Below are 12,406 nucleotides of genomic sequence, written 5' to 3'. Positions count from 1 at the left end.
TCCAGAGCGTGGCCTCGGGGCCGCGCGGTTGTCAATTTACTAGCCGACGGAGCCCTCAAGGCTCACTTCCAGCAGTTTGCCGGCTTCCATGGCAAATTCCATGGGCAGCTCGCGGAAGACTTCCTTGCAGAAGCCGTTGACGATCATGGAGACCGCTTTTTCCGCATCCAGGCCGCGTTGCTGGCACAGGTAGAGCTGGTCGTCGCTGACCTTGGAGGTGGTCGCTTCGTGCTCCACGACAGCGCTCGGATTGCGGCTTTCGATGTAGGGAAACGTGTGCGCGGCGCTGCGATCACCGATCAGCAGCGAGTCGCACTGGGTGTAGTTGCGGGCGCCCTCGGCGCGCGGGCTCATGCGTACCAGGCCGCGATAGGCGTTGGAGCTGTTGCCCGCGGAGATGCCCTTGGAAATGATGGTGGAGCGGGTGTTCTTGCCCAGATGTATCATCTTGGTGCCGGTATCGGCCTGCTGGGCGTTGTTGGTCAGTGCCACCGAGTAGAACTCGCCGATGCTGTTGTCGCCGCGCAGGATGCAGCTCGGGTATTTCCAGGTAATGGCGGAGCCGGTTTCCACCTGGGTCCAGGAGATCTTGGCGTTGCGGTGGGCAACACCGCGCTTGGTGACGAAATTGTAGATGCCGCCCTTGCCCTCGGCGTCGCCGGGGTACCAGTTCTGCACCGTGGAATATTTGATTTCGGCGCCATCCAGCGCAACCAGCTCCACGACCGCGGCGTGGAGCTGGTTTTCGTCGCGCATCGGCGCGGTACAGCCCTCGAGGTAGCTGACATGGCTGCCCTCGTCGGCGATGATCAGGGTGCGCTCGAACTGGCCGGTCTTGGCTTCGTTGATGCGGAAGTAGGTGGACAGCTCCATCGGGCAGCGCACCCCCTTGGGGATGTAGACGAAAGAGCCGTCGCTGTAGACCGCGCTGTTGAGTGCGGCGTAGAAGTTGTCCTTGCGCGGGACCACGCTGCCCAGGTATTTCTTGACCAGATCGGGATAATCTTTCACCGCCTCGGAGATCGAGCAGAATATGACCCCGGCCTCCCACAGCTTTTCCCGGAAGGTGGTGGTGACGGAGACCGAGTCGAACACCGCATCCACCGCAACGCCGGCCAGGGCCGCCTGCTCGTGCAGGGGTATGCCCAGCTTGTTGTAGGTTTCGATCAGCTGCGGGTCGACTTCGTCCAGGCTCTGGGGACGGTCTTTCATTGCCTTGGGGGAGGAAAAGTACGACATTTCCTCGAACTTTACCGGCGGGTAGTGAACATGCGCCCACGTGGGTTCGGCCATTTCCCGCCAGCTGCGGTAGGCTTCCAGGCGCCATTCAAGCAGCCAGTCGGGCTCGTTCTTGCGCGCAGATATAAAGCGGACGGTATCTTCATCCAGCCCCGGGGGCAGGGTGTCCGACTCGATATCAGTGGAGAAGCCGGCCGCGTATTCCTTGTGTATGGCGTGCTCTATCTGTTCCTGCGACATAGTGCTTGACCTGTTGGGGCGGGCATCGGCGCCCGACGGTATCCGGGGCACATTTTCTCATGGAGATCCATGGCTGTCTGTGCCGGCAGCTGGTTTTTCATTGCCGGAAAATACCTGACCATTTTAGTCGACTATAGGCGGCGGTGCAATGCTGGTCTCAGCCGTCGCTGCGTCCGGGCTTACGCTGGCCTGTGGCCCTCGGAGCGAACCCGGAATGCGCAATTTCTGCCGCATAGGCTTTGGCCAGAGGCTCGAGCTGGCTGCGGAAGCGGTCCGCGAAACCGACCAGTTCGGCGCTGATGCTACCCATCGAGTCTATGGAACGGCTGGGGAATACGCGCCATTCGGCGCCCGTCCCGGGGCGCTCCAGGGGCGGAGGCGGCGGCAGGCCCAGGCCCGCATACAGTGCCTGTTGCGTCCCCTGGGGGTCTCGGACCAGCTCCTCGTAGTGCACCTCGAACATGGGGTTGGGCAGTGCCTGTCGCCAGTGGCAAATGAGTTTTTCTGCCAGGGCAATGGCGCGCCCGGTGGTGCCCAACTGGTAGCTGTAGCGATGCCCGCTACGGAAATTCTTGAAGTACAGGGCCAGGCCGTGGTCCAGAACCTCGCGCCGGCAAAAAATGATCGGGACTTCCGGGTGCAGCAGGGCCAGGTAGCCGAGCCTGCCGAGATTGGCCGGTGAGGTGTCGACCAGGTAGCGGGCTCCGGCAGCCAGGGGTGGGCAGTGTCGGCCCAGCGGCGAGGCGGTTTCCGCTGACAGGCGCGCGGCGAGTGCTTCCAGCCCCGGGCGCTGGTCGAGGTCGCCGACAAGTTTGCGCACCAGCGCAAGTTCACCCCCGGCGCTGACCAGGGGGTGCGCGGACAGCAGGTTTTCCACCAGGCTCTTGCCCGAGCGCGGCAGCCCGGCAACGATGATGGCGGGGCAGGCCGGTGCGGCCGGTATGGAGCGGGCATGGTGGCGGAAAAACTCCGCCGTCATTGCGCTGGCGCCTGCGGTGACCTGGTACTCGCGCTTGCCGCGTTCGATCGTGCTGGCCACCAGGGCATTGGCCTGGCGGAAGAAGGCGAACCCCGGGTGGTCCATACCGGCATCGACGAAGATCTGGCCCAGCAGGAACAGCGCGCGGGCCCGCGCATTGTCGGTCCGGCGTTCGTTCAGGGCCAGGGCGAGCAACTCCGCGACTTCGGGGCCATCGGCAGGAATCGCGCGGAAGTTGAGCAGCCCGCGGTAGGCGTCAGTCAGGCCCGGGTCCCGCGCCAGTGCCCGGGTGTAACAGGAGACGGCGTCCTCGCCGCGGCCCAGCCGGGTGTACAGGTGCCCCTGCAGGACCAGCAGGCGGGCATTGCCGGGACTGAATTCCAGGCCCCGCAGAAAACAGGCTTCAGCGTCTGTCCAGCGGCCCAGCCCCTGTAGTGCCTGGCCCTTCAGGGCCCAGAGCTCGGCATCGTCGGGGCTCAGCGCCAGCTGCTGCTCGCTTGCTCGCAGTGCCCGGTCGAAGACCTTGCGCTGGAGGCTGGCCCTGATGGCTGCAATGGCTGTGTCGTCGTCCCTGTGCAGGGGTTGCATGTGGGCGGGTCCCTTCTGTGCCACCGATCACGCGGCGCGGGCGCCGCGCGGTCCTGATCGCGGATAGTTGCCCAGCCCTGCAGACGGGTCAACGATTTTTGCTGTGTAGCGTTATCCGGCGTGACGAAGAACTGGTCATGGCGGGCCGAGTCATGCAACATTGAGGCACCCCTGTGCCAGCAAATTATGGAATGACAGCCATGACGACCACACTGCGAACAATCTCGGGACTGTTTGGCCTGCTGTTCGGCGTCAGTTTTCTCAATTGGCTACTGGCCCCCGCCGGCGCCGCGGCAATGCTCGACATGCCGCTGCTCGATGGGGTCGCGCGCAATACCCAGATTGGTGATTTCAGCGCATTTTTCTTCACTCTGACGGTCTTTATCGGGCTGGGTGTTTGGCGGCAGCAGGCGCAGCCTCTGTTAGGCGCCTGCCTGCTGCTGGGCAGCGCTGCCGTATTCCGCATCCTGTCAGCGCTGCTGCATGAGGCCACGCTGGCGCCCGTATCCGTAGCTGTCGAAGTGGCCGGCGCAGTTGTGCTGTTCGCCTATGCCTGGCGACTGCGGCAGCAGAAGGCCAGTGTGCGACTGCCTGGAGAGGGTGCATGACGTCGAATCAGAGCCCGGCAGCGCTGGCCGAAGAGATCCGCGAGGCATCGGCAGCTGACGCCGCGGAATTGTTGCAGGACATGCCGCCAGAGCAGCAGCAGCAGGTGCTGGCCGTGTTGCCCCCGGACCAGGCCCTGGCGATCGCCTCCCACCTCGGCGGCCCGCCTGCGGCCGTTGGGGAGGGCCCGGTGGAGCTGGAATACATGGGCCAGGTCGGCAGCGGCGAAAGCCACACGGTTGAGGAATTGCTGGTGGCTCCTGCCGGAGTGCTGGGCCCGGAGACCACCGTGGCCGGCGCCCTGGATTACCTGGTCCAGGCCAACACAACGGCCACCATCACCTATATCTACGTCGCCGGGGCAGAGGGCCGCCTGCTGGGCACGGTGGCAATGCGCGACCTGCTGCTGGGACGCCCGGGTCAGCGCCTGGCCGAGATCATGACTCCGGAACCCTTTGCCTTTACCCGCGACACCCTGCTGCCCGAGGCCATTCAGCAGGCTCTGCGGCGGCGTCACCGTATTTACCCGGCAGTTGACGAGGAGGGGCGCCTGCTGGGCCTGGTCTACGGTTGGCAGCTGTTTGAGCGCATGGCGTCTGAGCTGAGCCTGCAGACCGGTAGCATGGTCGGTTTAAGCCGCGAGGAGCGCGTAGGCACAGGTATCTGGTCCGCCTTCCGCATGCGCCACCCCTGGTTACAGGTGAATCTGCTGACCGCGTTTGCCGCAGCGTTCGTGGTTGGTATCTTTGAAGAGACGATTACCCAGATTGTTGCGCTTGCGGTTTTTTTGCCGGTGCTGGCGGGGCAGAGTGGCAATACGGGCTGTCAGGCGCTGGCTATAACCCTGCGCGGCATGACCGTGGGAGAAATCGCGGAGATACCGGTTTCGCGCCTCCTGCGCAAGGAGATGGCGCTGGGCGCGATGAATGGTTTCGTGGTGGGCTGTGTGGCCGCGATTGCCATGTGGGCCTACGCCAGCATGAGCGGAGCGGACAATCCGCTGGTGCTGGGTCTGGTAATCCTGGTGGCGATGGTGGGTGCCTGCGTGGGCAGCGGAATCTTCGGGGTGATGGTGCCGCTCACTCTGCGGCGGTTTGGTGCCGACCCGGCGACGGCGAGCAGTATTTTCCTCACCACGTTCACCGACATTCTGGGGATGGGTCTGATGCTGTTCCTGGCTACTGCGCTGTTGTTGTAGCGTGGTGGGGGTGGCCTGTCAGGCATCCGCAAGCGCGGGCTGGCGCGCTACGATCGCCGCCCGGAACTGCGCTGGAATTGGGGTCGGCCTGCGCGATTCCTTGTCGGTAAAGACCTGGGTGATGCTGCCCCGAGCCAGGATTCGGCTGCCGCGATCTGCATACAGTTCGAATGCCAGGTCCGCACTGCTGCTCCCGAGGCGGGTGTAACCCAGCCGGACTTCCACGGTCTCATAGGCCCGGCATTCGCCGAGGTAGTCACAATTGATATTCACGGTGAAAATGAAGCAGGGCGCTGCCTGCGGGTTCATGGCATTGAGGCCCAGCTCTTCCATGTAAAAACCCGCGACTTCATCGGCATAAACCAGATAGTTGGCGAAATACAGATGACCCTGCGCATCGGTGTCGCTGAAGCGTACCAGCATGGTGTTGCGGTAGGGCAGGATGGTGGCCGCCATCGGCCTAGCACTTGCGCAGCGCGGCCGCGTTCATGCAGTAACGCAGCCCCCCGGGAGGCGGGCCATCGGGAAATACGTGTCCCAGGTGCGCGCCGCAGGTGTTGCAGGTGGTTTCAATCCGGCTGCGACCAACGCTGTTGTCACTGTGGTAGGCGATTGCGTTTTCCCTGGCGGGCTGGGTGAAGGACGGCCAGCCGGTACCGGACTCGAACTTCGTGTCGCCGTCGAATAGCAGCGTGTCACAGCAGACGCAGCTATAGGCCCCGGGCTCGAAGCGGGAGCACATCTCGTTGCTGAAGGCCCGCTCAGTGCCGGCCTTGCGGGTGACCTGAAACTGCTCAGGCGTCAGTAGCTCAGCCCATTCTTCGTCGCTGCGCTGCAGGGTCCGATCTGGGGCGGGGTTGCCCTCCTCGGCGAAGCGGCGGACATCATTCCAGGTCAGCATCGGCTAATCCTCTTGTGGGCGATGGCCGCACAGTAGGGGCAAGCCCGGCGAATATCAAGCCCGGCCGATCCCTCGGTAACGCCCGCCGCAGTCGCTCTTGCCATGGCGCGTGATTTTCCTGCGCAAGCTACAGTATACTCATTTGTCCGACGCCGGCAGGACGACCGGCGCAGTGTCAGGGGAACGCATGTCATTGTTGAGTAGAGGTGCAACGTTGTTGGCGGTCGCGGTGCTGGCTGGGTGCCAGACCGTGCCCGGCCCGGAGCCCGTAGCAGAAGTCTGTCCGGAGGTGCAGGTTCCGGATTGCCCGGTGTGTCAGATCGAGGAGTGCCCCGCACCGCGCGTGCTGGAAAAGATCGTGCTGCGCCCGGCGCCGCCACCACCACCACCGCCCCCGCCTGCTACGGCTGGAGAACTGGACCTGCCGATCATTGGTGTGCTCGAGTTTGTCACGGTTGATCCCCCCGGACTGCGTCTGGAGGCGATCATTGATACGGCGGCGGAGGGCACCACCGTTGCAGCCCGCAACATTCGCCTGCTGGAAAAGGATGGCAAGCGTTATGTGAGTTACACGCTCGCCGACCCGGAAACGGGGGACGAGCACGAAATTGAAGCCCTGGTGCGGCGCCGCGTGTCCAACCAGCATGCGGATGGCAGTACCACCCGCAATTACGTGGTGCAGATGTGGCTGGCCTTTGGCGATAACCGCACGCGGGTAGAAGTCGGCCTGTCTGAGCGTGCCGATATGCCTTACCCGCTGGTGGTAGGGCGCAACCTGTTGACTGACGTCGCAATCGTTGACGTCAGCCGTCGCCACACCCTGGGTAACTAGCAGCCGCCATGATTGCATCCAAATACAAGGTCGGCATTGTTGCCGGCGCCTTGATTCTCTTCGGTCTGGTCCTGACCGCCTACAAGGTGGTGAGCCTGGACCTGCCGCTCTGGCCCGGTGAGTCGCGGGAAGTGTGGACCATCGAGACCAAGATCAGCTTCCAGCCCAGTGACGGTCCGGTGGACGTGGAGCTGGAACTGCCCTCGGGGCTGGGCGGCTGGGTCACCCTGGAAGAACACTTTGCCTCCTCGGGGTTTGGCTTTTCCGTCGTGGAGGAAGGGGATGGCAAGGTGGCGCGGTGGTCGCGGCAGTCCCTCGAGCATCCCACCACGCTCTACTACAAGCAGCAGGCCTATCGCGCCAACCGGGACCTGCTGCCCGATTTCCCGGTGAGCGAGGTGGAGGCGCCATTGCTGGAGGCGGACCAGCGGGCGGCCATGGAGCGTTTGGTCATGGACCTGCGGGATCGTTCCAGCGGCCCGGCGACCTTTGCCGCGCTGCTGATCCAGGAGCTGGCGCGGTCGCAGCCGAGCCAGGACGCAGAATTTCTCCTCGGCACCTACCGTGAAACGTCGCTGCGGGTCATGCTCGACGTGCTGGCCTACGCGGGTATCCCGGCCCACACTGTGCGCGGTATCCAGCTGCAGGACGGGCGCCGGCGCCAGACTCTGAGCGCGCTGCTGGAAATTCACGATGGCAGTGACTGGCAGTTGCTGGATCCAGTGACCGCGGTCAGTGGTTTGCCGGACAATTTCTTCATCTGGCAGCGCGGCGATGGCGCCGCGCTGCGGGTGATGGGGGGGCGCGATTCGCGGCTCGAATTCGCCCTTGTGAGTAACAGCCTGTCCGCCAAGACCGTGGTCAGCATGGAGCAGCGCAGCGACGACTTCGCCCTGCTCGACTTTTCCATCTACGCCCTGCCGGTAGAGCAGCAGGGGATCTTCAAGGGCATCCTGCTGTTGCCGGTAGCCGCCTTTGTGGTGGTGGTGATGCGTATCCTGGTGGGCCTGAAGACGTCCGGCACTTTCATGCCTATCCTTATCGCCCTCGCGTTTCTGCAGACTACCTTGCTGGTGGGCCTGGTCATCTTCCTGAGCCTGGTGAGCGTTGGCCTCTGGATCCGATCCTGGCTGAGTCATCTCAACCTGCTCCTGGTGGCCCGGGTGTCGGCGGTGGTCATTGTGGTGATCCTGCTGATGGCTGTGCTGGCGCTGATCAGCTACAAGCTGGGCCTGGACCAGGCCCTCACCGTGACGTTCTTCCCGACCATTATCCTGGCCTGGACAATCGAGCGCATGTCCATCCTCTGGGAAGAAGAGGGTGGCCGTGAGGTGATGGTGCAGGGCGGTGGCAGTCTGCTGGTGGCGATCATGGCCTACCTGGTGATGTCCCTGTCGGTGGTTGAGCATCTCACCTTCAACTTTCCGGAACTGCTGGTCAGCCTGCTCGGCGTCATCCTGCTGATCGGCAAGTACACCGGTTACCGCTTGTCGGAGCTGTATCGCTTCCGCGACATGGCCAATATGAAATGATCAGGCTGGTAGCTCCCTCCACCCTGCGCCGGCTTGGCATCCTGGGGATGAACCGCCGCAACATTTCCTTCATCGGTGCCAACAACCCGCGTCGCAATTACCAGCTGGTGGACAACAAGCTGCTCACCAAGAAGGCGGCGCTGGAGCGCGGTATCGTGGTGCCAGAGCTGTATGGCGTGATTGAGCACCAGTTCCAGATTGACCATATTATGGAGCAGGTCCAGGATCGGGATGCCTTTGTTATCAAGCCGGTGCAGGGTAGCGGCGGCAAGGGTATCCTGGTTGTTGTCGGCCGCGACGGGGACCGCTTTGTGAAGTCCAGTGGCAGCGTCATTGCAGACCGCGACCTGCGCCGGCACACCTCCAATATTCTCGCCGGCCTGCACAGTCTCGGTGGCCGCAACGACTTTGCCATGATCGAAGCGCTGATTGACTTCAATCCGGCGCTGGCGGAGTACAGTTACGAGGGGGTGCCGGACATCCGGGTGATCGTGCTCCGCGGGGTACCGGTCATGGCCATGATGCGCTGTGCGACGCACGCCTCGGACGGCAAGGCCAACCTGCACCAGGGCGCGGTGGGCGTGGGGATAGATATCGGTGACGGCCACAGCATCGCCGCTGTCCAGCACGGCAGCCTGGTCACCCACCACCCCGACACCGGAGCCTGCTTCAAATCCCTGCGCCTGCCCGACTGGGACGCGATTCTGGACCTCGCCGCCAGCTGCGCCGAGATGACCGGCCTGGGCTACCTGGGAGCGGACATCGTACTGGACAGGCAGCGTGGCCCGATGTTGCTGGAATTGAATGCGCGACCCGGGCTGGCGATTCAGGTGGCGAACCAGGAAGGCCTGATCCACCGCCTGCGAATGGCAGAGGAAATCGCCGCTACCGCACCTGACCACGCGGCCCGCGTCCGCCTCGCTCGCGACCGCTTTCACCGTCCGGAACCGGTCTTTCCAGAAGAGCCCGTGGCCTTTCCCTCTGGCGCAGCCTGATTCGCGCAGCTTGCATTCACGACAGATTAGCGTAGTATTCCCAGCTCGCACCCGCTGACGGTGCCATTCCTCGTCAGCATCACCCCTCCGATTTACCTTTTATACATTCCCACAGAGATTGCTGACTATGACCTTTGACACCCTCGGGCTGTCCGCCAGCCTGATGCGCGCTATTGCCGACCAGGGCTACGAAACCCCTTCCCCAATTCAGGCGAAAGCCATTCCCCTGATCCTTGCAGGCCAGGATGTGATGGCCGCCGCCCAGACCGGCACCGGCAAGACCGCCGCCTTCACCCTGCCGCTGCTGCATCGCCTCACCGGCGGCAAGCCGGTCAAGGCCAACCGTTGTCGTGCCCTGGTATTGACCCCCACCCGTGAGCTCGCCGCCCAGGTGCAGGAGAGTGTGCGCGATTACGGAAAATATGACGACTTCCGCTCGGCGGTAGTGTTCGGGGGCGTCAAGATCAATCCCCAGATCGCCCTGCTCAAGCGCGGCGTCGACGTGCTGGTGGCAACGCCGGGACGCCTGCTGGACCTGCACGGTCAGGGCTTTGTCGATTTCAGCGACCTCGAGGTGCTGGTATTTGACGAAGCGGACCGCATGCTGGACATGGGCTTCATCAACGACATAAAGCGGATCGTCAAGTTACTGCCGACACAGCGCCAGACCCTGATGTTCTCGGCAACCTTTTCCGCCGAAATCACCAAGCTCGCCCAGGGTTATATGCAGAGCCCGGTGAAAGTGGAAGTCGCTCCCCCCAATGCCACGGCGGACATGGTGACCCAGTGGGTCTATCCGGTGGACAAAAAACGCAAACCGGAGTTGCTCAGCCACCTGGTGCAAAGCAACGCCTGGCACCAGGTGCTGGTATTCACCCGCACCAAGCACGGCGCCAACAAGCTGAGCCAGCAGCTGGAGAAGAACGGCATCAGCGCCGTCGCGATCCATGGCAACAAGAGCCAGAATGCACGAACCAAGGCCCTGGGCGATTTCAAGCGGGGCAAGGTTCAGGCGCTGGTCGCCACGGATATCGCTGCCCGCGGTCTCGACATTGAACAACTGCCGCAGGTGGTCAACTTCGACCTGCCCAACGTTGCCGAAGACTACGTGCACCGTATCGGGCGCACCGGTCGTGCCGGTGCCTCCGGCCACGCGTACTCACTGGTGAGTGCGGACGAGGCTGATTACCTGGCCGGGATTGAAAAGCTTATTCGCAAGTCCTTGCCGCGGGAGGAAATCGAGGGCTTCGAGCCCGAGCACGCGGTGCCCCAGGGGCGCCCCGGTGCGACCGGCCGCCCCCAGAGCCAGAGACCGGCGCGCCGCGCCGGCCCGCCGGCCGCTGATGCGGCGAATCGCGGCCAGCGCCGTCGCCGCAGCGGCGGCGGTGCGGGTAACGGCAATCGCCCGGCTCGGTGAAGAAGGGTTCCTCTCCGCTTGATCCGGCGCAGCACTTGCGCCGCTAACCACTTCCTGTAATCCTGCTCCGGTTCCCGCCTCTGGCGGCCTCACTGGAGCATAAGCATGTCCGAGAAACCCGATTTGCGCCGCCGTGCCCTGGTAAAAGGGGTGGCGGCAGCATCTCTCTTGCCCCTGTTGGGCAGTAATCTGATCGGTTGTTCCGACAGTAGCGATCGCCAGATACCTGATCCAACTCCCGAGCCCGGGCCGGTTGGTGTAGCGGCCGACTTTAATCACGGCGTCGCTTCCGGGGATCCATTGACCGACCGGGTCATACTCTGGACCCGGGTCACGCCCGAGGAACCGGGCTTTGTGGAAGTGGAATGGGAAGTCGCCGCCGACCAGGACTTCAGCGAAATCGTGGCCAGCGGTTCCGGAACCACGGATGAGAACGTGGACTTCACGGTCAAGGTCGATGTCACCGGCCTCGCTGCCGGCACCGCCTACTACTACCGTTTTCGGGTGCGCGACCGCGTGTCCACAGCAGCGCGCACACGCACCGCGCCTGCCGGAGCAACCGCCACCGCGGCCTTTGCCGTGGTTTCCTGTTCCAACTACCCGACCGGTTTTTTCAACGTCTACCGCGAGGTGGCGCAACAGCCGGTGGATGCGGTGCTGCACCTGGGCGACTACATCTACGAATATGGCCCGAACGGCTACGCCAGTGCCGACGCCGAGGCCCTGGGCAGGGTGGTCGAACCAGCCACGGAGATTCTCACCCTCGCCGACTACCGCAGCCGCCACGCCCAGTACCGGAGCGACCCGGACCTGCAATCTGCCCATGCTGCACACCCGTTTATCGTGGTCTGGGATGACCACGAAATTGCCAACGACGCCTGGCGCGGGGGTGCCGAGAACCACGATCCGGCAACCGAAGGCGAGTTTTCCGCACGCAGGGCAGCGGCCATTCAGGCCTGGTACGAGTGGCTGCCGGTGCGGCCCCCGGCCAGCGCCGAAGAAATCATCTACCGGCGTCTGCCCTACGGTGACCTGCTCGATTTGATCATGCTGGACACCCGGGTGGTGAGTCGCGACCGCCAGTTTGTCTACCCGGATTTTGCCACCGGCGGCAAGATCGATGTCGATGCCACCCGGGCCGCGGTCGGCGACAGCAATCGCACGCTGCTCGGGGCGCAGCAACTGGCGTGGCTGGAAGAGCAGCTCATCGACTCGACCGCGCGCTGGCAGATTCTTGGCCAGCAGGTGCTGATGGGGCGTTATGCGCTGCCGTCACCCATTCTGGAAGCACTGGAGCCGAGTATCGCCACGGATGATCCACTGGCGGGCGGCACGGCGGCGGTACTGGCAGCGGTTGCGGCCAAAAACAAGACTCCGGAGGAGCGCACGGCGGAGGAGCAGGCGCTGCTTGACTCCGCAATTCCCTACAATCTGGATGCCTGGGATGGCTATGATTTCGAGCGCAACCGGGTACTGGATTTTGCTGCCCAGCTCGGCAGCCGCCTGGTGGTGCTCGCCGGAGATACCCACAATGCCTGGGCATCGCAGCTGCGCAACAGCAGCGGAGACGTCGCCGGAGTGGAGTTCGCCACCGCCAGCGTGACCTCGCCGGGGCTGGATGCGATACTCGGCAGCGACGCAGCGGCCCTGTTTGCGCCGCTGATGTCCATACTCGTCGACGACCTGGTGTATGCCAACTTCCTTGACCGCGGCTACCTGACCGTGGCATTTGCAGATGAAGCGGTCACAGCGGAGTGGCGCTACGTCTCCACGATTGAAAGTCCCGAGTACACGGAGAACGAAGCTGCATTCCAGCGGCGGGTGGTGCAGCGCGCGGACCTGTTGCTGTCCTGACTGATCCAGCTTTACCCGGGCCGCG

At 63.7% G+C, this 12,406-nt stretch carries 11 protein-coding genes; 7 read left to right on the top strand and 4 right to left on the bottom strand.

The window, feature by feature from the left end; translation table 11 throughout:
• Nucleotides 1-39: 39 nt before the first annotated feature.
• Complete coding sequence (sufB, locus tag Q6D67_RS06185; RefSeq protein WP_304704719.1) at nt 40-1,479, bottom strand: Fe-S cluster assembly protein SufB; 1,440 nt, start codon at nt 1,477-1,479, stop codon at nt 40-42.
• A gap of 157 nt (nt 1,480-1,636) precedes the next feature.
• Complete coding sequence (locus Q6D67_RS06180) at nt 1,637-3,046, bottom strand: tetratricopeptide repeat-containing sulfotransferase family protein (protein WP_304704718.1); 1,410 nt, start codon at nt 3,044-3,046, stop codon at nt 1,637-1,639.
• 200 nt (nt 3,047-3,246) lie between these two features.
• Between Q6D67_RS06180 and Q6D67_RS06175 the strand changes: the two genes are divergently transcribed.
• Both Q6D67_RS06175 and Q6D67_RS06170 read left to right on the top strand, forming a co-directional pair.
• The gene (locus Q6D67_RS06175; protein ID WP_304704717.1) at nt 3,247-3,654 is read left to right on the top strand and encodes a hypothetical protein; all 408 of its coding nucleotides are present in this window, start codon (nt 3,247-3,249) and stop codon (nt 3,652-3,654) included.
• Complete coding sequence (locus tag Q6D67_RS06170; protein WP_304704716.1) at nt 3,651-4,850, top strand: magnesium transporter; 1,200 nt, start codon at nt 3,651-3,653, stop codon at nt 4,848-4,850. The genes Q6D67_RS06175 and Q6D67_RS06170 overlap by 4 nt, the downstream gene beginning before the upstream one ends.
• Before the next feature lie 18 nt (nt 4,851-4,868).
• Here the strand turns inward: Q6D67_RS06170 and Q6D67_RS06165 are convergent, their stop codons facing one another.
• Nucleotides 4,869-5,306 (bottom strand): thioesterase family protein, encoded by a 438-nt coding sequence (locus tag Q6D67_RS06165; protein WP_304704715.1) that lies wholly within the window; start codon nt 5,304-5,306, stop codon nt 4,869-4,871.
• Between the two features lie 4 nt (nt 5,307-5,310).
• Complete coding sequence (msrB, locus tag Q6D67_RS06160; protein WP_304704714.1) at nt 5,311-5,751, bottom strand: peptide-methionine (R)-S-oxide reductase MsrB; 441 nt, start codon at nt 5,749-5,751, stop codon at nt 5,311-5,313.
• A gap of 187 nt (nt 5,752-5,938) precedes the next feature.
• Between msrB and Q6D67_RS06155 the strand changes: the two genes are divergently transcribed.
• The 5 genes from Q6D67_RS06155 to Q6D67_RS06135 all read left to right on the top strand — a co-directional run bounded on the left by Q6D67_RS06155 (nt 5,939) and on the right by Q6D67_RS06135 (nt 12,381).
• Nucleotides 5,939-6,583 (top strand): RimK/LysX family protein, encoded by a 645-nt coding sequence (locus Q6D67_RS06155; RefSeq protein ID WP_304704713.1) that lies wholly within the window; start codon nt 5,939-5,941, stop codon nt 6,581-6,583.
• Between the two features lie 8 nt (nt 6,584-6,591).
• The gene (locus Q6D67_RS06150; protein ID WP_304704712.1) at nt 6,592-8,115 is read left to right on the top strand and encodes an inactive transglutaminase family protein; all 1,524 of its coding nucleotides are present in this window, start codon (nt 6,592-6,594) and stop codon (nt 8,113-8,115) included.
• On the top strand, nt 8,112-9,110 hold the full coding sequence (locus Q6D67_RS06145) for an alpha-L-glutamate ligase-like protein (protein WP_304704711.1): 999 nt from the start codon (nt 8,112-8,114) through the stop codon (nt 9,108-9,110). Before Q6D67_RS06150 ends, Q6D67_RS06145 begins: the two co-directional genes overlap by 4 nt.
• A 127-nt stretch (nt 9,111-9,237) precedes the next feature.
• Nucleotides 9,238-10,527 (top strand): DEAD/DEAH box helicase, encoded by a 1,290-nt coding sequence (locus tag Q6D67_RS06140; RefSeq protein WP_304704710.1) that lies wholly within the window; start codon nt 9,238-9,240, stop codon nt 10,525-10,527.
• Nucleotides 10,528-10,632: 105 nt separating this feature from the next.
• Entirely contained in the window at nt 10,633-12,381 is a 1,749-nt protein-coding gene (locus Q6D67_RS06135) for an alkaline phosphatase (RefSeq protein ID WP_304704709.1), read from the top strand.
• Nucleotides 12,382-12,406: the final 25 nt, after the last annotated feature.

The sequence above is a fragment of the Haliea sp. E1-2-M8 genome, assembly GCF_030649675.1.
Lineage (GTDB): Bacteria > Pseudomonadota > Gammaproteobacteria > Pseudomonadales > Halieaceae > Haliea.
The sequence above is the reverse complement of the archived record's forward strand: the minus strand, read 5'-3'. Positions and strand labels throughout refer to the sequence as shown.